The following is a 23,105-nucleotide window of genomic DNA, read 5'->3' as shown; positions in this document are numbered from 1 at the left end:
AAGGGGCAAACGGGTTAAATACCATGTTTGATACGCTGAAAAGTAAATTAGCTGATGTCTTTGACGGGCTGGCGCGCCGTGGTGCGCTTAGCGAATCGGATGTTGATGCCGCGCTTCGTGAAGTGCGGTTGGCGTTGCTTGATGCTGATGTTGCTTTGCCCGCGGTCAAGGCCTTTACCGAAAAAGTGCGGGAAAAGGCTGTGGGTGTCGCCAGCATGCGCGCGGTGCGTCCTGACCAGCAAGTGATCAAGATCGTCAATGATGCTCTAATTGAAATGCTTGGCGGTGATGCGGCGCCTTTGAATATCGCCACTAACCCGCCTTCGGTTATCCTTATGGCCGGTTTGCAAGGTTCTGGCAAAACCACCACGGCAGGTAAATTGGCGTTACGATTGCGCAGCCGTGAGCGCAAAAAGGTTATGCTGGCTTCGCTTGACGTGACGCGTCCGGCCGCGCGTGAACAATTGCGTATGCTTGGTGATCAGGCTGAAGTTGGGGTGCTGAACGAGGTCGATGGCGAAAGCCCGGCACAGATTGCCAAACGCGCGTTGCAGGCAGCAAAGCTGCAAGCCTATGACGTGCTGATCCTCGATACAGCTGGCCGGCTTAGCATTGATGAAGCGCTGATGGCCGAACTACGCACCATCAAAGACGTAACCAACCCGCATGAAATTCTGCTGGTTGCCGATGCGATGACCGGTCAGGATGCGGTAAATACGGCCGAGGCATTCCACAAGGCTGTTGGGGTAACCGGCATTGCGCTGACCCGTCTTGATGGTGATGCGCGTGGCGGTGCGGCCTTGTCGATGCGTCATGTTACCGGCTGTCCGATCAAGCTTGTCGGTGTTGGCGAAAAACAGGACGCGCTTGAAGAGTTTGATCCGGCGCGGCTTGCTGGACGTATTCTGGATATGGGTGACGTTGTCGCGCTTGTCGAAAAGGCGGCCGAGAGCATCGAACTTGAAGAGGCTGAGCGTCTGGCAAAACGCATGGCCAAAGGTCAGTTCGACATGAATGACTTTCTGGCACAGATTCGCCAATTGCAGAAAATGGGCGGACTTGGCGGGCTGATGGGAATGTTGCCCGGCATTGGTAAAATGCAAAAACAGATTGCGGCTGCCGGTATTGACGACCGGATGATAAAACGTCAGGAAGCGATCATTTTGTCGATGACAAAGAAAGAGCGCGTTTCGGTTGGCTTGTTGAACGCATCACGTCGCAAACGCATTGCTGCCGGATCAGGGACCACGGTTCAAGATGTAAACCGGCTGGTTAAACAATATCAAGATATGGCCCGCATGATGAAAAAGCTCGGCGGTAAAACTGGCGCTGCAGCGATGAAGGCAATGCTTGGCGGTGGCGGTTTGGGCGGCGGCGCTGGCGGAATGCCGGATTTAGGCGCGCTATCGCGTGGGCTTGGCTCTGGTGGGCTGGCAAAGGGATTGGGCGGCGGTCTTGCCAAAGGATTGGGAAACAGCCTCGCCAATGGATTGCCGGGATTGGGTAGCAAACCCCCCGGTAAGAAGAAATAGACTTATCGACGACTAACGCCAATGAAAGGGATAAATTCATGGCTTTGAAAATCAGACTGGCACGCGGCGGTGCAAAAAAACGCCCATTTTACCGGATTGTTGTTGCCGAGGCATCATCGCCTCGCGATGGCCGGTACGTTGAGCGTGTTGGTACTTATAATCCAATGGTGCCAAAAGAGCATGAGCAGCGCATGACCTTGAACAGCGAGCGGATCACATTCTGGCTCGGCCAAGGCGCCAAGCCAACCGACCGCGTCCACAAGATGCTGGCCGCTGCAGGCCTGACCGAAGCACCGGTTATTCGTGACCAGCCAAAGAAATCGGCACCGGGTAAAAAGCGTGCTGATCGCGAGGCACAAGCGGCTGAAGCTGCCGCCACCGCCGCCGAAGCCGCCGCCGCTGAAGCCGCTGCCGCTGCCGAAGCTAAAGCCGCTGCTGCTGCTGCTCCTGCTGAAGAAGCACCTGCTGAAGAGGCACCTGCCGAAGAAGCTGCTGCACCTGCTGAAGAAGCACCTGCTGAAGAAGCACCTGCTGCTGCTGCTCCTGCTGAAGAAGCACCTGCTGAAGAAGCTGCTGAGGAAAAGGCGGACAGCTAGTGGCGACTGGCGACCGGCTGGTTGGCAATACCAAGGCTGGCAATACTGAGGCTGGCTTGGGTTTGACGAAACAAAGCCTAACCAGCCATTTACCAGTTGGTGCGATTGTTGGTGCGCAAGGTATCAAGGGGCAGTTCAAGGTAAAACCTTTTACCTCGACCCCCGACGCGCTTGCCGCCTATGGGCCGGTTATCTTGGATGATGGCCGGCAAATGCAGTTGCAGGTAACATCGGTTAACGCCAAAGGTCTGGCGATTGTGCGGGCCAAAGGCGTTGATACGCGCGATGCGGCCGAGGCTTTACGCGGCACAACGCTTTATGTGGCGCGTGAGCAGTTGCCGGATCTGGATGATGATGAGATTTATCATGCTGATCTGTTGGGCATGATGGTGTCAGCCGAGGATGGCAAGCCGCTTGGCAAGATCGTTGCAATCCATGATTTTGGCGCAGGCGAGATTGCCGAGCTGGCACCGGACAAAGGGCCAACAATCATGGTGCCATTTGGCGGTGAAAACCTAATTACGGTCGATATCAAAGCGGGTAAAATTGGTCTTTTGGTACCAGATGGCTTATTGGATGGCCAACCGGAATAAGTGGTTTTACGAATAATCGGGTGCACTGACCAGAACGGGTCAGTCTTGTTGGTAAAAGGGGGGTGAGATGACAAAAGCTGAACCTCATATTCGCCAGCAAACCGATGCAAAGAAGACGCGCCCACATTGGCAGGCAACCGTGCTAACGTTGTTCCCAGAGATGTTTCCGGGACATTTGGCGCATTCATTGGCAGGAAAATCGCTAAATGAAGGCATTTGGTCGCTGAAAACGCTGGACATTCGCGACTTTGCGCGCGATAAGCACCGGACTGTGGATGATACCCCCCTAGGCGGTGGTGTCGGTATGGTGTTAAAACCGGATGTTGTTGCGGCGACACTGGCTGCGGCGGCAGATTGCCCGGGCCCACGACTTTACCTGTCACCGCGTGGCAGGTTGCTGGATCAGGCGCTAGTGCGCGATCTGGTCGCTGCCAAAGGGGCGGTGTTTTTGTGTGGGCGGTATGAAGGGGTCGATCAACGGGTGATCGATCAGGCTGGTATGATGGAAGTCAGTATCGGCGACTATATTTTGTCAGGTGGTGAAACCGCTGCGCTGACAGTGATGGATGCGGTGATACGCTTGCTGCCCGGGGTAATGGGTAAGGAAGCCAGCCACCGCGAGGAAAGTTTTGAGACCGGATTGTTGGAGCATTCGCACTATACCCAACCCCGCGTCTGGAATGGCATCGAAGCGCCGGAAATTCTGGCATCGGGCCACCATCGCAAGATCGCTGAATGGCGTCAGGCGGAGGCAGAAAAAGAGACGCAGCGTCGGCGTCCGGATTTGTGGCAACAATATCTGGACAGGCAGGCTCTGCAAAAAGGCAAAGATAAGTGACCCACCAGCACGGGGCTGGCGGTCGGTAGAAAACCGATCCGGGTGACACGGAATTTATGAAGGGAATCGGGCGATGAACATCATTGACCGCATAGGCAATAAACAGATCGAGAAAGTGCTTGGCCAACGCCAGTTGCCAGAATTTGCACCAGGTGACACCGTGCGTGTTGACGTTAAGGTGATCGAAGGAACGCGTGAGCGGATTCAGGCTTTTGAAGGGGTCTGTATTGCGCGCAAAAGCGATGGTGTTAATTCATCATTCACCGTCCGGAAAATTTCTTATGGTGAAGGCGTCGAGCGCGTATTCCCAACTCATGCCCCGCAAGTTGCCGGTGTTACGGTAATGCGTCGTGGTAGTGTCCGCCGTGCAAAGCTGTATTATTTGCGTGGCCGTACCGGTAAGGCAGCGCGTATCGCTGAAAAAACAACCTATCGCGAGGCGTCATCTTCTTAAATTGCCAGACCGGCTTTGAGATGACCTCCTCGCCGGCAGCAATCAGGAGAATGATATGTCGGCTCCAAAAACTCTGTTTGATAAGATCTGGAATGCACATGTTGTGCATCAACAGAAAGATGGCACTTGCCTGATTTATATTGACCGGCATCTGGTTCACGAAGTGACCAGTCCGCAGGCTTTTGAAGGTCTGCGTAATGCTGGCCGTTCCGTACGGGCCCCGAACCGCACCCTTGCTGTTGCCGACCATAATATTCCAACAACTGACCGTTCGGTCGGTATCGAGGATGAAGAAAGCCGCATTCAGGTTGAAGCCCTTGAAAAAAATGCGGCCGATTTCGGCGTTCCTTATTTTGCGATGGATGATATCCGTCAGGGTATTGTTCATGTGATTGGCCCTGAACAGGGATTTACCCTTCCCGGCATGACCATTGTTTGCGGTGATTCGCATACCGCAACCCATGGCGCATTTGGGGCGCTGGCCTTTGGCATTGGTACATCTGAAGTCGAACATGTGCTGGCAACCCAGACATTAATCCAAAAGCCAGCAAAAAATATGCGCATCACCGTTGATGGCACGCTTGCAGATGGGGTCACCGCCAAGGACGTGATTTTGGCAATCATTGGCAAGATCGGTACCGCTGGCGGTACGGGTCATGTGATTGAATTTGCCGGATCAGTGATTCGTGGATTCAGTATGGAAGGCCGGATGACGGTCTGCAATATGGCCATCGAAGCTGGCGCGCGCGCCGGCATGATTGCGCCCGACCAAACAACCTATGATTACTTGGCGAACCGCCCAATGACACCGAAGGGTGAAAACTGGGATCGTGCCGTTGCCTATTGGAAAACGCTGCCGTCAGACGCGAATGCGCGTTACGATGTCGAGATCACGCTTGCAGCCGAAGATATTGCGCCAACCGTGACATGGGGTACCAGCCCTGAAGATGCGCTGGCGATCACCGGTTCAGTGCCGTTGCCGGATCAGGAAAAAGATGCCAGCAAGCGCGCCAAAATGGAACGGGCAATTGCCTATATGGGGCTGACACCCGGACAAAAGCTGACCGATATCAAGGTTGATACTGTCTTTATCGGCTCATGCACCAATAGCCGGATCGAGGATTTGCGGGCAGCGGCGGCACTGGCTGAGGGCCGTAAAGTTGCCGATGGAATGCGCGCGCTGGTGGTGCCGGGTTCAGGCCTTGTCAAAGAACAGGCCGAGGCTGAAGGTCTGGACAAGGTCTTTATTGATGCCGGATTTGAATGGCGCGAGCCGGGCTGTTCAATGTGTCTTGCGATGAATGCTGACAAGCTTGCCGAGGGCGAGCGGTGTGCGTCGACATCAAACCGGAATTTCGAGGGCCGTCAGGGCCGTGGCGGTCGCACGCATCTTGTAAGCCCGCAAATGGCGGTTGCAGCAGCGTTGACCGGCCATCTTGCCGATGTGCGGAACATCAAAGAAAACGGAGCGATACCATGCAGAAATTTGACAAGCTGACCGGTGTTGCCGCGCCGATGAATATTCTGAACATCGACACGGACATGATTATTCCGAAGCAGTTTTTGAAAACCATTAAACGGTCTGGCCTCGGCAAGAATTTGTTTGATGAGATGCGCTATCGTCAGGATGGCACCGAGATCGACGATTTCGTGTTGAACTGTGCGCCTTATCGCGATGCGAAAATTCTGGTGGCTGGTGATAATTTTGGCTGTGGATCAAGCCGTGAACATGCGCCATGGGCGTTGCTTGATTTTGGCGTTCGCTGCGTTATCTCAACTAGCTTTGCTGACATCTTCTATAATAACTGCTTCAAGAATGGCATTTTGCCAATCGTGGTTAGTGCGGATGATCGTGATGCGCTGATGGCCGATGCGTCTGACACGGAAAACCCTGAATTATCAATTGATCTGGTGACTCAGACAATCCGGCGTCCAAATGGTCCGACGGTATCATTCGAGATAGATCCGTTCCGCAAGAAATGTCTGCTCGAAGGGCTTGATGATATTGGTCTTACCCTTGAAAAAGCGGATAATATCGACAGTTTCGAAGCCCAGCGTGACAAGGATCAACCCTGGCTTTAAACGCGACCTAGCTCAAAGCTCTGAAGTGAAGGAAAAGAAGATGGCGTCTAATCGCAAAGTAATGGTGTTGCCCGGTGACGGCATTGGCAATGAGGTCATGCAGGCCAATATGAAGCTCATTGACTGGCTGGCAAAACATCGCAGCCTCGGCTTTGATTTGTCCGAAGGCCTTGTTGGCGGCGCTGCTTATGATGTGCATGGCACGCCATTGACCGATGAAACCCTTGCCGATTCGATTGCCAGTGATGCGGTGCTTTTTGGCGCTGTTGGCACGCCGAAATATGATGGCGTTCCGTTTGATGTGCGGCCCGAGGCAGGCCTGTTGCGCTTGCGTAAGGAAATGGATCTTTTCGCCAATTTGCGTCCGGCAATGGTGTTTCCGACATTGGTTGATGCGTCGACGTTAAAGCCTGAAGTTGTATCCGGTCTTGATATCATGATTCTTCGCGAATTGTGCGGTGGGTCGTATTTTGCCGAACCACGGGGCATTGATGATCTGGGCGACGGTATTAAAAGAGGCTATGACACTAACGCCTACACAACCCCCGAAATTGAGCGGATTGGCCGCGTTGGTATGGATCTGGCACGCAAACGCGACGGCCGTCTTACCTCGGTTGAAAAGGCCAATGTAATGCATTCCGGCGTGTTGTGGCGGCAGGTTATGACCGCGCTTCATGCGGCAGAGGGCGATGGTGTTGAACTTAGCCATATGTATGCAGATAACTGCGCCATGCAGCTGGTTCGCAACCCCAAACAGTTTGACGTGATCGTTACGGATAATCTGTTTGGTGATCTTTTGTCAGATTGTGCGGCAATGTTGACCGGTTCGCTGGGGATGTTGCCATCAGCATCGCTGGGTACGCCCGATCCTGAGACTGGCCTGCCAAAGGCAATGTATGAGCCAGTGCATGGTTCTGCCCCTGATATCGCGGGCAAGGGTCTGGCCAATCCTTTGGCACAGTTCCTCAGCTTTGCGATGATGCTGCGCTATAGTTTTGATCAGGCGGAAGAAGCTGACCTGGTCGAAAAGGCTGTCAATATTGCGCTGGAAACGAAACGCACCGGCGACATTATGGCCCCGGGATGCGAGCAGACCGGTACCGAAGGCATGACCAAAGCCGTGCTTGACGCAATGGATCGTCTGGCACGTTAAATCAAACCACCATATCCGTTGTTGGTGGAAATTTAGCCGCCCAACCAAACGGACATGGATATTGGGCCTTTACTGGAGGATTTTAGAATGGGGTACAAAGTTGCCGTCGTTGGCGCAACCGGTGCGGTTGGCCGTGAAATGCTGCAAACCCTCGCCGAGCGGAATTTTCCGGCGGACAAAATATATGCGCTTGCCTCGTCAAAATCAGTTGGCAAGGAAGTGTCATATGGCGAGGATCAGATCGTCACCATCCAGGCACTTGATAAATTTGATTTTGCCACTGCCGATATTGCACTGTTTTCGGCGGGCGGCGATACTGCCAAGGCCTATGCGCCAAAGGCTGGTGCGGCCGGATGTGTGGTGATTGATAATTCATCGGCCTTCCGGATGGATAGTGACGTGCCACTGATCGTTCCAGAGGTCAATCCCGATACAATCGAAGGCTGTTTGATCAAGAACAATGGCCGCAATATCATTGCTAATCCGAATTGCTCGACAGCTCAGCTCGTTGTTGCGCTAAAGCCATTGCATGATGAATTCTCGGTCAAACGTGTTGTCGTATCAACCTATCAGGCGGTGTCAGGTGCCGGACGTCCAGCGATGGATGAGCTGTTTAACCAGACGCGCGGCATTTTCGTGAATGATGCGGTTCAGCCGGAAATCTTTACCAAACAGATTGCCTTTAATGCGATCCCGCATATTGATGTGTTCCTTGATGATGGCTTTACCAAGGAAGAATGGAAGATGAGCGCCGAGACCAAGAAAATTCTTGATCCGGCAATCGAGCTTGTTGCGCATTGCGTCCGGATTCCAGTTTTTGTTGGTCATAGCGAGGCGGTTTTCATTGAAACCGAAAAGCCAATGACCGAAAAAGCCGTGCGCTCATTACTTGAAAATGCGCCAGGGGTGATTGTTGTCGACCATCGGGCGAATGAAGGCTATGTCACCCCACATGAGGCGGCCGGTGAAGATGCGGTTTATATCAGCCGGATTCGCAAAGACCCGACCGTGCCAAATGGTATGGTGTTCTGGTGCGTGTCAGACAATCTAAGAAAAGGGGCCGCCCTTAATTCGGTGCAGATCGCCGAATTATTTGCCGCACGTAATCTTAGCGGCCGCTAGGCAGTTACTGCATATCATCGGGGTGACAGGGTCGTTTTTGATCGCTGTCGCCCTTTAATCGCTTCCCCCTTTAATCGCTGTCGGCCTATGATTACTGTTCCGCGCCGATCGCTGTGAGTCGATACAGATTTTCCAGAAGCGCGATTTCCAGATGGTTCGCGCTTTTGTCGATAATGGCATGCGCTTGGGTGCTGGCGGCAGTAAAGCTGGCATGAAACGACTGGCCAGCGGCAAGCCAGCTGGTAAAAATGACAGTTAGTAAATCACCGCCACCGGCAATGCCGGTAGGGCGTTTTTCATAAGCCAGATCATTTGTGGCCAGATCAATCGCGTCTTCGCAGGTGACAAAACAATCATGTACGCGGCCATCACGCCCGCTAATGCCGGTTGCAACAACCCCTTTTAAGCGCGGATTTTGCGCCAGTAATTGCCGCGCCGCCGCAGTTGCACTCGCGACATCAGTCACGGGCTGCTTGGCCAGAAGTTCCAGCTCAAACTGATTGGGCGTTAGAAAGCTGGCAAGCGGTAACAGTTGATCGCGCATTTCGCTAACAAGCTGATCGTCAACATAGATACGGCCGTTATCGCCAAGCACCGGATCCAGCACATAATGCCCGTTTGGCTGTGCTGCCTGCCATTGTATGATCAAATTTGTAATGGCGTTAATTTGCGACGGGGCCCCAAGATAGCCGGTGATCACGGCGCCGATATTGGCGAGCGCGTTAAGGGCCGGTAAGGCGTCTAGAATTTCTGTAAATGTCGCATCAGGCGTTGGTCCACCCGCGATCAGCCCATAGCCCGGATGCGCCGCAAGCGTGACACTATTGACCAATAATGGCTGATGCCCGAGATGCGTTATCACCGGCGCGGCAACATTATTGCCGACAAAGCCAAGCGTCACTGCTGATTGAATTGATAATATCTGTTCCATGGAATCATATTTGCAGTGCTTTTGGCGAAAAGGCAAACGCAATCAAAGCCATGAATCGTTGACAGACAGCGATAGTCCTAGCCGCAGATGCTGAGCCTAAAGCGGCGCTTTCTGCCGTGATGTCATGCTAAACTATGGCGGGCATTTCAATGCGCCCCAACGCGGCATATGATGACAGAGTTTTCGCCCTTACACATTGACTATTGGCATTCAATACCACATATAAATCATAGTCTAAATCGCAGTCTGGGTGTGTTTTGCGCTCAGCCTTTCTTCTTGATGACCACGTGAGGATCAAATGGCCAAGCCGCGCCCATTATCACCGCATTTACAGGTCTATCGCCCGCAACTGACCTCGGTAATGTCAATCATGCATCGGGCCAGTGGTGCTGTCTTGGCAACGGGCAGCCTGTTGCTGACAATTTGGCTGGCGGCATTGGCGGCGGGCGCTGATATATTCGGATCCGTTGCAGCCTCATTACAGCACCCGCTGGGGCAATTTGTCCTGTTTGGCTATTCGCTGGCGCTGGTCTATCATGGCCTGAACGGCATTCGGCACTTGTCATGGGATCTTCGCCTCGGGCTGGAGGTCAAACAGGTTTATCAAAGTGGCTATCTGGTGCTTGTTTTGACCGTTCTGGTGACTGCTGCCCTATGGCTGGTGGTTTTGTAAAAAAGGATTTTTAGCATGGCAAAATCATCGGCAAAAAATCCACGAGACCCAGGCTTTGGACATTGGCGCTGGCAGCGGATCAGCGCGGTCATCACGCTGGCATTGATGGTGTATTTTACCTATCTCGTCGCGATGATAGGCGCGCTTGATTATGCTGCGGCAAAAAGCTTTGTCGCGACGCCGTACCATGCGCTGGCGCTGGCGGTTTTGGTGGGTGCTGGCTTGTTTCATGCCGCGCTTGGGGTGCAGATGATTATCGAGGATTATGTTCCGCTTGCCAGTGGCCGTTTGGCGCTGGTGACAATTGCGCGTGGCGTTTTCGCCATTGCGGCAGCAGCCAGCCTTATATCGGTTGGTATGATTGTGGGACTGATATAGGGGGCAGTGAAGGGTTCGGCATCGAACAGGCTTGCGAAATGGTCGCATAGAAAAGGATTTAGGTAATGAGTGCTTATGAAATCACTGACCATCAATATGACGTTGTCGTTGTCGGCGCGGGCGGTGCCGGCTTGCGTGCCACGCTTGGCATGGCTGCTGGCGGGTTGAAAACCGCCTGTATCACAAAGGTTTTCCCGACACGCTCGCACACCGTTGCTGCACAAGGCGGAATTGGCGCCGCGCTTAATAATATGGGCGAAGGCGATAACTGGCGCTTTCATATGTATGACACGGTCAAGGGGTCAGACTGGCTAGGCGATCAGGATGCCATCGAATATATGTGCCGAAACGCTATCCCATCAGTGATCGAACTGGAAAATTACGGCGTGCCGTTTTCCCGCACTGAAGAAGGCAAAATCTATCAGCGTCCGTTTGGTGGTCATACATTAGACCATGGCAAATCAATGGCGCGCCGGGCCTGTGCGGCGGCTGACCGAACCGGTCATGCGATCCTGCATACTTTGTACCAGCAATGTCTGAAATATCAGGCGCATTTCCATATTGAATATTTTGTGCTTGATCTGCTGATGACCGAAGATGGCGAATGTGCTGGGGTCATTGCGCTTTGCATGGAAGATGGCAGTCTGCACCGTTTCTGGGGACAGCAGACCGTGCTGGCAACTGGCGGTTATGGGCGGGTGTATTTCTCCTGTACCTCGGCGCATACCTGTACTGGCGACGGTAATGCGATGGCGCTTCGTGCTGGATTACCACTGCAGGATATGGAATTTGTGCAGTTTCACCCAACCGGCGTCTATGGCGCTGGTGTTCTGATCACTGAAGGTGCGCGCGGTGAAGGCGGCTATTTGACCAATTCTGAGGGTGAACGTTTCATGGAGCGTTTTGCCCCGACTGCAAAAGATCTGGCAAGCCGCGATGTGGTAAGCCGCGCGATGACGATTGAGATTAATGAAGGTCGCGGTGTTGGCCCGAATAAGGATCATATCATGCTGCATCTTGAGCATATTGATCCTGACACATTGCATACCCGCCTTCCCGGCATTACCGAAACGGCGAAAATTTTCTGCGGTGTTGATGTAACGCGTGAGCCGATTCCGGTTCTGCCAACTGTGCATTATAATATGGGCGGTATTCCGACCAATTATCATGGCGAAGTGCTGGCCCCAACTAAGGATGACCAGAACGCTGTCGTGCCGGGTTTGATGGCGATTGGCGAGGCGGCGTGCGTGTCAGTTCATGGCGCGAACCGTCTTGGCACAAACTCATTGCTTGATATTGTTGTCTTTGGCCGTGCCGCGGCGCACCGTGCCACTGAAACCATCACGCCGGGCGTAACCTCAAAACGTGCCCCCCAAGCCGCCACCGATAAGGCGCTAGCAAGATTTGACCGGATGCGTCATGCCAGTGGCACCTTGAGCGCAGCGTCGATTCGGCTGGAAATGCAGCACGCCATGCAGCGCCATGCGGCAGTATTCCGGTCAAGTGTATCGCTTGCTGATGGTGTTGCCACGATGGATAAGATTGCTGGCAAAATGGGACAGATTGGCGTTGTTGATAAATCGCTGATCTGGAATACAGACCTGATCGAGGCATTAGAGCTAGAAAATCTGATGAGCCAAGCTCTGGTCAGCATCCGTTCAGCCGAACAGCGGCAGGAATCGCGCGGTGCCCATGCACATGAAGATTGGCCTGAGCGCGACGATGAAAACTGGATGAAACATACGGTCATGTGGCTTGATGAGCACAATAAGTCAAAGCTTGATTATCGCAATGTTGTGATGAACACGTTGAGCAATGATATCGCTCCCATCCCGCCAGCGCCGCGCGTTTACTAGGTAAGGACGAGGAAAGAAAAATGGCCGAGTTTCGATTGCCGAAAAATTCGCAGATTACCGGTGGGGTAACCCATAAGGCGGCAGCGGGTGCGCGCGATGTAAAAACCTTTAAAATCTATCGCTGGTCGCCAGATGATGATGCCCAGCCGCGCATTGATAGTTTCGAAATTGATCTTGATGATTGCGGGCCAATGGTACTGGACGCGCTGATCAAAATCAAAAATGAAACCGATAGCAGTCTGACCTTTCGCCGGTCTTGCCGCGAGGGTATCTGTGGATCATGCTCGATGAATATCGACGGCACCAACACCCTTGCCTGTCTAAAAAGCATCAGCGACGTAAAGGGGGATGTGAAGATTTATCCACTGCCGCATATGCCGGTGGTAAAGGATCTGGTGCCCGATCTCAGCAATGCTTACCGGCAATTGACCTCTATCGAGCCATGGCTGAAGGCAGAAACTGCCGCCCCTGAGGGCGAGGAACGCCGCCAGTCACCAGCCGAGCGCGAACAGCTGGATGGATTATGGGAATGCGTCTTGTGCTTTAGCTGTTCGACGGCCTGCCCAAGCTATTGGTGGAACAGCGACGAATATCTTGGCCCGGCGGTTTTGCTGCAGGCCTATCGCTGGATTTCTGACAGCCGTGATGAGCAAAAGCGTGAACGGCTTGATGCGCTTGATGACAGCTTCTCGCTTTATCGTTGTCATACGATCATGAATTGCGCGAAAACCTGTCCGAAAGGGTTGAACCCGGGCAAGGCCATTGCCGGTATTAAAAGCGAGATGGCCCAGCGTTAAACCTGCCTGAAGGCAGCGGTCACTGTTGGGCATAATTCGCGGGGGCGGTATATCCTTATGACAAACGGCCAGCGGGATTATAGTGCCTATCCAAGCCAGCAATTGGCCGCGCTGGTTGCTGGAAAAGCCCTAAATGATGATCCGGCTCAAGCGGCAATGGCGGTGCGACTTGATCAGTTAATCGACCAGCTGCACGTGGCGGCGCAATCAAAATCTCGTTTGCCGGCTTTGTTACGCCGGATAACTGGCCGCCTGATGCCGCGCCGATCAGACCCAGTTCAAGGGCTGTATATCTATGGCGGGGTTGGTCGCGGCAAAACCATGCTGATGGATATGTTCCATGATGCGGTGATTGCCCAAGGGCTTGACGATCCGGATCGCCCCGCTATTTGGCGCCTACATTTCCATGATTTTATGGTGCTGGCGCAAGATGTTATCCATGAAGCCCGAACGAACGGCGCGGATGACCCGATTGAGGCGGCGGCGGGCGAACTGGCGCGGCGTGGTGCGGTGATCTGTTTTGATGAAATGGAAGTGCGCGACATTGCCGATGCAATGATTTTAGCACGGCTTTTTTCTGGTATGCTGGAACGCGGAATTGTTGTTGTTGCAACGTCCAATCGCCATGCTGATGATCTTTATAAGGGCGGGCTGCATCGTGACCGGTTCCTGCCCTTCATCGCGCTTTTGAAGGATCGTTGCGAGATGTGCCGACTTGATGATGGCACTGATTGGCGCGGTACCGTTCTTGCCAATTTGCCAGCATGGCACGTTCCCGCCAAGGCCGCCGGGCCACAGCTTGACGCCGCCTTTCGCCAGCTTGCCGGTGATGGTAAAATTTCTGCCGAGATAATTCGCGTGGCTGGACGTGAAATTACGATCGAAAATGTGTCTGGCGACGTTGGTTTTGCCAGTTTTGCCAGCCTGTGTGATGTGCCGCTTGGTGCGCGTGATTATCTGGCGGTTGCAGGCCGGTTCGCCGGGCTTGTGCTAAGCGACGTACCACAATTTAATGATGCGAACGAACATGTTGCACGCCGTTTTATGTGGCTGATAGATGCGCTATATGATCGGGGCAGGTTCTTGATTGCGTCGGCTGAAACGGATATTGCCACACTTTATCAGGGTCACCAGTGGCAATTTGAATTTGCCCGCACCGCATCGCGGCTAGGAGAAATGGCGCAGCGTGGCAAGGCGCAAAACCAGTGATAATTGCCGGTAAATTCACCGGTAAATTCATGGGCAAAACTTACCAGTAAAACGCATTGGAAAATCAGTGCGTGAAGACTGGCTGTTGCCGGTTTGCGCTTGTATGTTATTTGATAGTTAGGTACACAAAAAACGTGTTCGGCGCGACGGGCAAAGGCTCGTAACATTGCGCGGTACGGTTTGATCCCTGCAATTTATGGAATTTGTTGATATGGCACGTAATAAAATCTCCCTTATTGGCGCTGGTAACATCGGCGGCACGTTGGCGCTTCTGGCTGGGCTGAAAGAGCTTGGTGATGTTGTGCTGTTTGATATTGCCGAGGGGGTTCCTCAGGGCAAAGCGCTCGACATTGCGCAGGCAAGTCCGATTGAGGGCTTTAACGCAAATGTTTCAGGCGCGAATGATTATGCCGCCTTGGCGGGCAGTGACGTTGTTATTGTTACCGCTGGCGTTGCGCGCAAGCCGGGCATGAGCCGTGACGATCTGATCGGGATTAACACCAAGGTAATGCAGCAGGTTGGCGCCGGCATCAAAGACAATTGCCCCGATGCGTTTGTGATCTGCATTACGAACCCGCTTGATGTCATGGTTGGCGTTCTGCAAAAAGCGTCTGGTCTGCCGACCAATAAGGTTGTTGGTATGGCGGGTGTGCTTGATTCTGCGCGGTTCCGTCTGTTCCTTGCCGAAGAGTTTAATGTGTCTGTTGAAGATGTGACGGCATTTGTTCTTGGCGGCCATGGCGATACGATGGTGCCACTGGTGCGCTATTCGGCGGTTGCCGGCATTCCGGTTCCTGATCTGGTCAAGATGGGCTGGTCAAGCGATGCAAAGATTGCCGAAATCGTCCAGCGTACTCGTGATGGTGGCGCTGAAATTGTTGGCTTGTTGAAAACCGGTTCGGCCTTTTACGCGCCGGCATCATCGGCTATTGAAATGGCCGACGCTTATTTGAAAGACAAAAAGCGGCTGTTGCCATGTGCGGCCTATGTTAATGGGGCTTATGGTCTGAACGGGCTTTATGTTGGTGTACCGGTTGTTCTTGGTGCCAACGGTGTCGAGCGGATTGTTGAAATTGAGTTGAATGCTGATGAGCAAGCGATGTTTGACAATTCGGTTGCGGCAGTCAAAACCTTGAATGAGGTTGTTGATAAACTCTAGGTATAAATGCGCTTTTGCCAGCCAATTTAAAATCATCAAAAAAGGCCGGTTAAAGCCGGCCTTCTGTTCGTCGAGGTTGATCTTTTTAGGCGGTTGACGGCCCCTAGTTTTTGCCTAAAACAATGTCGGATTCATTGTCATTTGGCAGGAAATACCTATACGACTTGAAATACCGAAATTAACGAATAGACTGAAAGACTATTCGAGCCTCGACACGCTAGGGAATGTGAATTTTTTCATGGATGATACTGCTTCTAACATTGGTGATGTAGTCATGGGCGCTGCAATCGATTTTAGTCTTCTATCTGGGGCAAATGCGACCTTTATCGCCGAAATGAACAAGGCGTGGCGTGAAAACCCGTTATCGGTTGATCCGCATTGGGCGGCCTATTTCGAACAATTGGGCAAAGCCGGTGATTTTGGTGCTGATGTTGAGGCCGGGCCAAGCTGGGGTCGGCCGCAAAGCCGCGTTGTCGGCGCGGTTGATGCTGATGCCTCGATCAAGGCTGTGGCACAGGCGCATGGTACTGGGCGCAAAATCAATGCTGTAGATATGCGCGCCGCTACATTGGACTCGCTTCGTGCGGTAATGCTAATCCGTGCTTACCGTATTCGCGGCCATCTGTTGGCAAATCTTGATCCACTGGCGCTTGAGGAAAAGCCGCTTCACCCCGAACTTGATCCGGCAAGCTATGGCTTTGGTGACGATGACTGGGAGCGACCAATCTTTATTGATTATGTTCTTGGGCTTGAAACGGCAACATTAACGGAAATTCTTGGCCGACTTCGCAAAACCTATTGCGGCACGATTGGTGTTGAATTTATGCATGTTCAAGATCCGGCGCAAAAGGCGTGGATACAAGAGCGCATCGAGGCCATCGGTAATCAGACCGATTTTACGGTTAAGGGCAAGCAAGCGATCTATGAGCGCCTTGTTGATGCCGAAGAGTTTGAGCGTTATCTCCATAAAAAATACACCGGTACCAAGCGGTTTGGTATGGATGGTGGCGAGTCGATTATACCGGCATTGGAACAGATCCTTAAACGTGGCAGCCAGTTAGGCCTGCGCGAGGCCGTGATCGGCATGGCCCATCGTGGCCGTTTGAATGTGCTGCATAATGTTCTGCAAAAGCCGTTTCGCGCCATCGTTTCCGAATTCCTTGGCAACCCTGCCAATCCTGAAGATGTGGGCGGATCAGGTGATGTGAAATATCATATGGGCGCATCGGCTGATCGTGAATTTGACGCCGTTGAAGTCCATCTGTCGATGGCACCAAACCCGTCGCATCTGGAAATTGTTGATCCGGTCGTGGTGGGACGCGTTCGCGCGAAACAGCAGCAGCGCGGTGATGCTGACCGCACCGCAGTTATGGGTATTTTGCTGCATGGTGATGCGGCGTTTGCCGGACAGGGTGTTGTTGGTGAAACCTTCGCCTTTTCGGCGCTTCGTGGTTATCGCACTGGTGGTACGATCCATATTGTGGTGAATAACCAGATCGGCTTTACCACCAGTCCGCATTATTCGCGGTCATCGCCTTATCCAACCGATGTTGCCAAAATGGTTATGTCGCCGATTTTTCATGTGAATGGCGATGATCCCGAAGCGGTCGTTCATGTCGCGCGGATTGCCACTGAATTCCGTCAGGCCTTTGGCACAGATGTCGTCATTGATATATTCTGCTATCGCCGCTTTGGTCATAATGAAGGTGATGAGCCAGCCTTTACCCAGCCGCTGATGTATAAGGCGATTGCCGAGCATCCGTCGATTCGACAAATCTATGCATCGCGCCTGATTGCCGAGGGTGTTTATGACGAGGCCGGCGCAAATAAGGTCATCGAAGACCGGGTTGCGCATCTTGATGATGAGTTTGCGGCGGGAACAAACTATCTGCCGAACAAGGCGGATTGGCTTGAAGGTAGTTGGTCAGGCATGGTTGCCGCACATGGTGATGAGCGGCGCGGGGATACCGCTGTGGAGCTTGACCGGTTGCGCAAAATTGGTGCGGTGATGACCGCAGCACCGGATCATATGACGCTGAATCCAAAGCTATTGCGCATCTTGAAAGCGCGCGCTGATGCTATTGCATCGGGCAAAGGCATTGATTGGGCAACGGCCGAGCATCTGGCCTTTGGAGCGACCGTGCTTGATGGTAATCCGGTGCGTTTATCGGGGCAGGATTCTTGCCGCGGCACATTTAGCCAACGCCATTCTGTTTTTATCGACCAGAAAACCGAAGAACGCTACACACCGCTGACTAATCTTGATGAAAATCAGGCAATTTTTGAAGTGATCGACTCGCCGCTTTCCGAGGCATCGGTCATGGGATTTGAATATGGGTTCTCGCAGGCCGAGCCAAATGCGCTGGTCATGTGGGAAGCGCAGTTTGGTGATTTTGCCAACGGTGCGCAGGTTGTCGTCGACCAGTTTATCTCGTCTGGTGAGGCAAAATGGCTACGCATGAACGGGCTGGTTCTGTTGCTGCCGCATGGCTATGAGGGTCAGGGGCCAGAACATTCATCAGCGCGCCTTGAGCGGTATCTGCAGCTATGTGCCGAGGATAATATGCAGGTGGTAAACTGCACCACGCCGGCCAATTATTTCCACGTTCTGCGTCGTCAGGTGCGCCGCAATTTCCGCAAGCCACTTGTTGTGATGACGCCAAAATCACTGTTGCGGCACAAGGCAGCGGTCTCCGACCTTGCCGAAATGGGCCCTGGCACAAGCTTTCACCGTCTGCTTGATGAAAAAGGTACCAAGGTTAATCATGGTAAGGCACGGCGCATCGTCATGTGTTCGGGCAAGGTTTATTATGATCTGGCGGCCGCACGTGACGAAGCGGAGGCGTGGGATATTGAAATTCTGCGTCTTGAACAGCTCTATCCCTTCCCGCATAAATCAGTGATGAAGCGTCTGGCAAAGACCCCGAATGCGGAACTTGTCTGGTGTCAGGAAGAGCCAAAAAATATGGGCAGCTGGACATTTATCCGCGACTTTATCGAAGAGGTTATGGACGAAATCAATATGGCTCAGAGTCGGCTTTTATATACGGGTCGTCCGGCGGCCGCATCGCCTGCGACGGGGACGCTGGCGCGTCATAACCGTGAGCAAAAGGCATTGGTAGATGAAGCGCTTGGCCTATCGCCAAGCAAACCAGCAGGCAAAACAAAAAACACAGCTTCGGCAAAGAAATAGATAACGCCTGATAATCTGGCGCAATTTAAGACAAGGTACCGTAGGAGGGTGCTTATAATGTCAGTTGATATTCATGTTCCAACACTTGGCGAGTCTGTAAGCGACGCAACGGTTGCGCGCTGGATTAAAAAGGCTGGCGATGCTGTTGCAGCGGATGAACCGATCGTTGAGCTTGAAACCGACAAGGTGACGTTGGAAGTGCCATCACCGGTTGCCGGTAAACTTGCCGAGATTGTCGCGCCGGAAGGCGAAACGGTTGAAGTTGGCGCGCTATTGGGGCGGGTTGAAGAAGGTGCTGTCGGCGCGAAACAAGCGCCCAAAGCAGCAAAAGAATCTGCCGCGCCCGCTGCCCCTACCGCACCCTCAGCCCCTACCGCATCTGCCGCGCCGGCAGTGGCAATTGACACATCCGATCTGTCACCAGCGGTTCGCCGTCTGGTAGAAGAACATAATCTAAATCCGGCAAATATCCCGGCAACTGGCGTTGGGGGCCGGTTAACCAAGGCCGATATTCTGGCCGCAATTAGCCGACCGCAAGCCGCACCAGCCGCCGCGGTAACTGCACCCGCCGTTGCGCCAGCCCTACCCCGCGTTACGCCGCGTGCCGTTGATGCCGCGCGCGAGGAACGTGTGCGCATGTCAAAATTGCGTCAGGTAATTGCGTCACGGTTAAAGTCGGCGCAAAATACCGCGGCGATGCTGACCACCTTTAACGAGGTGGATATGTCGGCCTTGATGAAGTTGCGCGCTGATTATAAAGATGCTTTTGAAGCCATGCATGAAGTCCGGCTTGGCTTCATGGGGGTATTTGTTCAGGCGGTAATTCAGGCGCTTCGTGAATTTCCGGCGGTAAATGCCGAAATCGACGGCACTGATATTATCTATAAAAACTATTATAATATCGGCGTTGCGGTTGGCACGCCGCAAGGGCTTGTTGTGCCGGTGATCAAGGATGCTGGCGAGATGAGTTTGGTCGAGACCGAACGCGCCATCTCAGATTTTGGCCTTCGTGCCCGTGATGGCAAGATTACGCCTGATGAAATGGCTGGTGGTACCTTTACCATCTCGAATGGCGGGGTTTATGGCTCGATGATGTCGACGCCAATTTTAAACCCGCCACAAAGTGGTATTCTAGGTATGCATAAGATCGAAAAACGCGCCGTCGTCATTGATGATCAGATTGTAATTCGTCCGATGATGTATTTGGCGTTATCATATGATCACCGGATTATTGATGGCCGTGAGGCGGTATCATTCCTCGCACGGGTCAAGGAAATGGTCGAAGATCCACGCCGCTTGTTGGTTGGTGTCTAATTTGGGCCTATCTAATTTGGGCCCGCAAGATTAAGGCCGGTAAGATTAAGGCCCGTAAAATTAGGGGGCATCAAACCGCCGAAAGAGTCCATCCCGGGTAAATGGCGCGAGCAAGAAGGAACCCAAGATGCAGGATAACAGCTTTGATCTTATCGTCATTGGTGCTGGCCCGGGCGGGTATGTTGGCGCGATTCGTGCGGCACAGCTTGGGATAAATGTCGCTTGTATTGAAAAGCGGCCAACGCTTGGCGGCACTTGTCTTAATGTTGGCTGTATCCCGTCAAAGGCGTTGTTGAACGCGTCCGAACATTTTGCCAGTGCGGCCTCTGGCGCGCTTGGCAATATGGGGGTCACGCTTGGCTCGGTGTCACTTGATTTGCAGCAGATGATGAAATCGAAAAGTGACATTGTTGATACATTGACTGGTGGCATTGATTTTCTGTTCAAGAAAAACAAGATTACCCGGCTTGAAGGCAGTGCGACCATTTCCGGTGCGGGCAGTGTTACCATCAGCGATGGCAAGGATAAGGGCGAATATAAGGCGGCAAAAATCATGATTGCCACTGGCAGTCACCCGTCCAGTCTTCCGGGTATTACCATCGACGAGAAACGCATCGTCAGTTCAACCGGCGCTCTTAGTCTTGAAACGCTGCCAAAAAAACTAGTGGTAATTGGTGCTGGTTATATTGGGCTTGAGCTTGGCACTGTCTGGGCGCGATTGGGCGCCGAGGTCGAGGTGGTCGAATATCTGCCGCGGATTCTGCCGGGCATGGATAGTGAAATTGCCAAGAAATTTATGACAATTGCGAAAAAGCAGGGGTTGAAATTCCGCCTTAGTACAGCGGTGAAGTCGGCCAAGGCTGATAAAAAAGGCGTTAGCCTGACCGTAACGCCAGCTGATGGCGGCGATGAAGCGACGATTGACGCAGATATCGCCTTGGTTTCGGTTGGCCGTCATCCAGCGACTGAAGGGCTGGGGCTTGAAAAAATCGGGGTCACTATGACGCCGCGTGGCCGCATTGCGGTTGATGCGCGTTTTGAAACCAGCATCGAGGATATCTATGCGATTGGTGATGTGATTGATGGGCCGATGCTGGCGCATAAGGCCGAGGAAGATGCGGTTGCTGCGGTTGAGATGATGGCCGGCAAGCCCGGTCATGTCGATTATGATCTGGTACCGGGGATTGTCTATACAGCGCCAGAAATTGCGACGCTTGGCAAATCTGAAGAGGCGTTAAACGACGCGGGTATCGACTATGCCAAGGGCGTATTTCCGTTTTCGGCAAATAGCCGGGCGCGCGCCCAAGGTCATACTGACGGCTTTGTCAAAATTCTTGCCTGCGCCAAAACCGATAAGGTTCTGGGTGTCCATATCATCGGCCATGAAGCGGGAACCCTTATTCATGAATGTGCCACGGCAATGGCCTTTGGCGCGTCATCTGAAGATATTGCCCGCACCTGTCACGGCCATCCGACCTTGAATGAGGCCGTCAAAGAAGCCGCGCTGGCGGTTGATGGGCGCGCTATCCATATCTAGCCATCCGGCAAAATCAAAATTGCATTAAGTGGTGACTTGCGTTACTGGCTATCGGCGTGCACGCGGATGGGTATCGCGGTGTATCTGTATGAGGTGCGTCTCATCAACATGAGTATAGCGCTGAGTTGTCGACAGGCTGGCATGGCCAAGCAATTCTTGAATTGCCCTTAGATCACCACCATTGCCAAGAAGATGCGTGGCAAAGGCATGGCGTAAACTATGCGGTGTGACGTGACCAGGAAGATCAAGCTCGACACGCAGCTCCTCAAGCAAACGCTGCACAGCACGGGGGCCAAGCGGCTTGTTGCGGCTGCTGATAAACAGCGGTGCTTTCGGCCCACCATCAAACGGGCAATATGCCAGATAGTCATCAACCGCCTCGGCTGCTGCCTTTAGGACGGGTACATCGCGTATCTTGTCGCCCTTGCCGGTAATGCGAAGCCAGTCGCCAAGCGGGGCATCCTTGCGGCATAGTCCAAGCGCCTCGGAAATTCGCAATCCAGCACCATAAAGCAGCATGAGGACGGCAAAGTCGCGCTTTTTGATCCAGTCAGCCCCACGCCGCGCGAAAATTGCATTCAGCAACGCGCGCGCATCATCCGGTGACATTGATTTTGGCACGGCGCGCGGCGGTTGCGGGGCACGAAGCCAGCCAAGATCGGGAACATCAAGCAACCGGTTACGCCCGCAAAACCGGTAAAAACTGCGTATTGATGATACACGTCTGGCGATCGTGGTGCGCGCCAGCTGACGCGATGCCATTGCCGCAAGCCAGCCGCGAAATAGCTGACGTGACAGCGGTGCATCGGCCGTATTCGTCGTTGTTGAGAGATAGCTGGAAAAATCGTCAAGATCGCGTTCATAGGCATCAAGCGTGTTTGCGCCATAGCGTTTTTCACTGGCGAGCCAGCGCAACCATGCTGCCCGATGTGCCGCTGCGATCATGTCATTTCTGCCTGCAATTCCAGTCGCGCGGCCAAGGTTACGCCCACCATTTCGGCCAGCAACACCAATAGGTCACTGCCAAGGTCGGGGTGAAAACTATTAGCCGTTTTGCCACCAAGCAATAACAGGCACTGCGATACAGGGTCCAGCAACCGGTCGGGCAATCTAATGATTGCTAGGCTTTGTGCCGGCTTTATCAACAGGGCTTGCGCAGCATCGTTTGGTAGACCCAAAAACAGGCCGCGGCCTTGGGTGGCGGCATTTATCTGGTCGGCCGGATGTACCGCCAGCCCAACCTGTAGACCAGAATTTAGGCCAGCTTCAGCCTCGGTGATGAGCTGGCATTGGCTAAGATCAAAGATCACCGGAAATTCGGTTGATATCACCTGACACATTCCGGCCAGATCGGTACTGGCCAGAAGCCCCAATGTGGCATGATGCAACCGCGTCCAATTCAGCATATTTTCAGCCGCAACATGCAATAGCGACTGATGTGTCTGGCTAATTTTGCGGGCATCTTGGCGCGCTTTGGCGGCCAGCGCCGGTATCAGGTCAACCACTTTATTATCCATGTGAGCAGCGGCATGGGTGCCAGCCGCAGTCAGGCAGGTGGCCAGAAACTCTGGTTCGGTTGCCAGCAAGTCTGACATGGCATCGGGGTTGCCAGCCAGAAAATTGGCAACATCTTTGGCGGTGATGGATGTATCCGGTTTATCTGCTGCCATAACGCTGCCTTTGTCTGT

21 protein-coding genes are annotated in these 23,105 nt (G+C 53.2%); 18 read left to right on the top strand and 3 right to left on the bottom strand.

The features are described from left to right. Nucleotides 1–23 precede the first annotated feature (23 nt). The 9 genes from ffh (at nt 24) to AB8881_06780 (ending at nt 8,370) form a co-directional block, all read left to right on the top strand. Nucleotides 24–1,532, top strand: a complete 1,509-nt coding sequence (ffh, locus tag AB8881_06820) for a signal recognition particle protein (protein ID XDZ62267.1) — start codon at nt 24–26, stop codon at nt 1,530–1,532. A gap of 38 nt (nt 1,533–1,570) precedes the next feature. Continuing rightward, a complete protein-coding gene (gene rpsP / locus AB8881_06815) occupies nt 1,571–2,128 on the top strand; it encodes a 30S ribosomal protein S16 (GenBank protein XDZ62266.1) in 558 nt (185 codons plus the stop codon). Next, entirely contained in the window at nt 2,128–2,721 is a 594-nt protein-coding gene (rimM, locus tag AB8881_06810; GenBank protein XDZ62265.1) for a ribosome maturation factor RimM, read from the top strand. Before rpsP ends, rimM begins: the two co-directional genes overlap by 1 nt. Before the next feature lie 67 nt (nt 2,722–2,788). After that, entirely contained in the window at nt 2,789–3,559 is a 771-nt protein-coding gene (gene trmD / locus AB8881_06805) for a tRNA (guanosine(37)-N1)-methyltransferase TrmD (GenBank protein XDZ62264.1), read from the top strand. A 73-nt stretch (nt 3,560–3,632) separates the two neighbouring features. After that, nucleotides 3,633–4,013, top strand: coding sequence for a 50S ribosomal protein L19 (gene rplS, locus AB8881_06800; GenBank protein ID XDZ62263.1), 381 nt, complete (start codon nt 3,633–3,635; stop codon nt 4,011–4,013). 55 nt (nt 4,014–4,068) lie between these two features. Continuing rightward, the gene (leuC, locus tag AB8881_06795) at nt 4,069–5,511 is read left to right on the top strand and encodes a 3-isopropylmalate dehydratase large subunit (protein ID XDZ62262.1); all 1,443 of its coding nucleotides are present in this window, start codon (nt 4,069–4,071) and stop codon (nt 5,509–5,511) included. Then, complete coding sequence (gene leuD, locus AB8881_06790) at nt 5,490–6,095, top strand: 3-isopropylmalate dehydratase small subunit (protein ID XDZ62261.1); 606 nt, start codon at nt 5,490–5,492, stop codon at nt 6,093–6,095. Before leuC ends, leuD begins: the two co-directional genes overlap by 22 nt. Nucleotides 6,096–6,135: 40 nt before the next feature. Continuing rightward, nucleotides 6,136–7,248, top strand: coding sequence for a 3-isopropylmalate dehydrogenase (gene leuB, locus AB8881_06785; GenBank protein ID XDZ62260.1), 1,113 nt, complete (start codon nt 6,136–6,138; stop codon nt 7,246–7,248). 87 nt (nt 7,249–7,335) lie between these two features. Then, complete coding sequence (locus tag AB8881_06780; protein ID XDZ62259.1) at nt 7,336–8,370, top strand: aspartate-semialdehyde dehydrogenase; 1,035 nt, start codon at nt 7,336–7,338, stop codon at nt 8,368–8,370. Nucleotides 8,371–8,461: 91 nt separating this feature from the next. Here AB8881_06780 and pdxY read toward each other — a convergent pair whose 3' ends face one another. After that, nucleotides 8,462–9,301: a pyridoxal kinase gene (gene pdxY / locus AB8881_06775; GenBank protein ID XDZ62258.1), complete on the bottom strand. Its 840-nt coding sequence runs from the start codon at nt 9,299–9,301 to the stop codon at nt 8,462–8,464. 298 nt (nt 9,302–9,599) lie between these two features. Here pdxY and sdhC point away from each other — a divergent pair, with 298 nt between their 5' ends. The 9 genes from sdhC (at nt 9,600) to lpdA (ending at nt 21,417) form a co-directional block, all read left to right on the top strand. Then, entirely contained in the window at nt 9,600–9,974 is a 375-nt protein-coding gene (sdhC, locus tag AB8881_06770; protein XDZ62257.1) for a succinate dehydrogenase, cytochrome b556 subunit, read from the top strand. Nucleotides 9,975–9,989: 15 nt separating this feature from the next. Further along, entirely contained in the window at nt 9,990–10,352 is a 363-nt protein-coding gene (sdhD, locus tag AB8881_06765; GenBank protein XDZ62256.1) for a succinate dehydrogenase, hydrophobic membrane anchor protein, read from the top strand. Between the two features lie 65 nt (nt 10,353–10,417). Continuing rightward, the gene (gene sdhA, locus AB8881_06760; protein ID XDZ62255.1) at nt 10,418–12,208 is read left to right on the top strand and encodes a succinate dehydrogenase flavoprotein subunit; all 1,791 of its coding nucleotides are present in this window, start codon (nt 10,418–10,420) and stop codon (nt 12,206–12,208) included. A gap of 20 nt (nt 12,209–12,228) precedes the next feature. Then, entirely contained in the window at nt 12,229–13,005 is a 777-nt protein-coding gene (locus tag AB8881_06755) for a succinate dehydrogenase iron-sulfur subunit (protein XDZ62254.1), read from the top strand. 57 nt (nt 13,006–13,062) lie between these two features. Continuing rightward, complete coding sequence (gene zapE, locus AB8881_06750) at nt 13,063–14,214, top strand: cell division protein ZapE (protein ID XDZ62253.1); 1,152 nt, start codon at nt 13,063–13,065, stop codon at nt 14,212–14,214. 211 nt (nt 14,215–14,425) lie between these two features. Beyond that, nucleotides 14,426–15,373 (top strand): malate dehydrogenase, encoded by a 948-nt coding sequence (gene mdh / locus AB8881_06745; protein ID XDZ62252.1) that lies wholly within the window; start codon nt 14,426–14,428, stop codon nt 15,371–15,373. Between the two features lie 238 nt (nt 15,374–15,611). Next, entirely contained in the window at nt 15,612–18,566 is a 2,955-nt protein-coding gene (locus tag AB8881_06740) for a 2-oxoglutarate dehydrogenase E1 component (GenBank protein XDZ62251.1), read from the top strand. A 57-nt stretch (nt 18,567–18,623) separates the two neighbouring features. Further along, on the top strand, nt 18,624–19,880 hold the full coding sequence (gene odhB / locus AB8881_06735) for a 2-oxoglutarate dehydrogenase complex dihydrolipoyllysine-residue succinyltransferase (GenBank protein ID XDZ62250.1): 1,257 nt from the start codon (nt 18,624–18,626) through the stop codon (nt 19,878–19,880). Nucleotides 19,881–20,007: 127 nt separating this feature from the next. Then, nucleotides 20,008–21,417 (top strand): dihydrolipoyl dehydrogenase, encoded by a 1,410-nt coding sequence (lpdA, locus tag AB8881_06730; GenBank protein ID XDZ62249.1) that lies wholly within the window; start codon nt 20,008–20,010, stop codon nt 21,415–21,417. Between the two features lie 48 nt (nt 21,418–21,465). On the opposite strand, the gene AB8881_06725 is transcribed toward lpdA, so the two are convergent. Further along, nucleotides 21,466–22,362: a tyrosine recombinase XerC gene (locus AB8881_06725; GenBank protein ID XDZ62248.1), complete on the bottom strand. Its 897-nt coding sequence runs from the start codon at nt 22,360–22,362 to the stop codon at nt 21,466–21,468. Beyond that, a complete protein-coding gene (locus AB8881_06720; GenBank protein XDZ62247.1) occupies nt 22,359–23,087 on the bottom strand; it encodes a DUF484 family protein in 729 nt (242 codons plus the stop codon). The genes AB8881_06725 and AB8881_06720 overlap by 4 nt, the downstream gene beginning before the upstream one ends. Nucleotides 23,088–23,105: the final 18 nt, after the last annotated feature.

The organism is Alphaproteobacteria bacterium LSUCC0396, from assembly GCA_041228345.1.
Lineage (GTDB): Bacteria > Pseudomonadota > Alphaproteobacteria > Puniceispirillales > Puniceispirillaceae > UBA3439.
This window is presented reverse-complemented; position numbering and strand designations above follow the sequence as displayed.

Coding starts and splice junctions, on each gene's coding strand:
- ffh (XDZ62267.1), top strand. CDS start 24: ATGTTTGATACGCTGAAAAGTAAATTAGCTGATGTCTTTGACGGGCTG.
- rpsP (XDZ62266.1), top strand. CDS start 1,571: ATGGCTTTGAAAATCAGACTGGCACGCGGCGGTGCAAAAAAACGCCCA.
- trmD (XDZ62264.1), top strand. CDS start 2,789: ATGACAAAAGCTGAACCTCATATTCGCCAGCAAACCGATGCAAAGAAG.
- rplS (XDZ62263.1), top strand. CDS start 3,633: ATGAACATCATTGACCGCATAGGCAATAAACAGATCGAGAAAGTGCTT.
- leuC (XDZ62262.1), top strand. CDS start 4,069: ATGTCGGCTCCAAAAACTCTGTTTGATAAGATCTGGAATGCACATGTT.
- leuD (XDZ62261.1), top strand. CDS start 5,490: ATGCAGAAATTTGACAAGCTGACCGGTGTTGCCGCGCCGATGAATATT.
- leuB (XDZ62260.1), top strand. CDS start 6,136: ATGGCGTCTAATCGCAAAGTAATGGTGTTGCCCGGTGACGGCATTGGC.
- AB8881_06780 (XDZ62259.1), top strand. CDS start 7,336: ATGGGGTACAAAGTTGCCGTCGTTGGCGCAACCGGTGCGGTTGGCCGT.
- pdxY (XDZ62258.1), bottom strand. CDS start 9,301: ATGGAACAGATATTATCAATTCAATCAGCAGTGACGCTTGGCTTTGTC.
- sdhC (XDZ62257.1), top strand. CDS start 9,600: ATGGCCAAGCCGCGCCCATTATCACCGCATTTACAGGTCTATCGCCCG.
- sdhD (XDZ62256.1), top strand. CDS start 9,990: ATGGCAAAATCATCGGCAAAAAATCCACGAGACCCAGGCTTTGGACAT.
- sdhA (XDZ62255.1), top strand. CDS start 10,418: ATGAGTGCTTATGAAATCACTGACCATCAATATGACGTTGTCGTTGTC.
- AB8881_06755 (XDZ62254.1), top strand. CDS start 12,229: ATGGCCGAGTTTCGATTGCCGAAAAATTCGCAGATTACCGGTGGGGTA.
- zapE (XDZ62253.1), top strand. CDS start 13,063: ATGACAAACGGCCAGCGGGATTATAGTGCCTATCCAAGCCAGCAATTG.
- mdh (XDZ62252.1), top strand. CDS start 14,426: ATGGCACGTAATAAAATCTCCCTTATTGGCGCTGGTAACATCGGCGGC.
- AB8881_06740 (XDZ62251.1), top strand. CDS start 15,612: ATGGATGATACTGCTTCTAACATTGGTGATGTAGTCATGGGCGCTGCA.
- odhB (XDZ62250.1), top strand. CDS start 18,624: ATGTCAGTTGATATTCATGTTCCAACACTTGGCGAGTCTGTAAGCGAC.
- lpdA (XDZ62249.1), top strand. CDS start 20,008: ATGCAGGATAACAGCTTTGATCTTATCGTCATTGGTGCTGGCCCGGGC.
- AB8881_06725 (XDZ62248.1), bottom strand. CDS start 22,362: ATGATCGCAGCGGCACATCGGGCAGCATGGTTGCGCTGGCTCGCCAGT.
- AB8881_06720 (XDZ62247.1), bottom strand. CDS start 23,087: ATGGCAGCAGATAAACCGGATACATCCATCACCGCCAAAGATGTTGCC.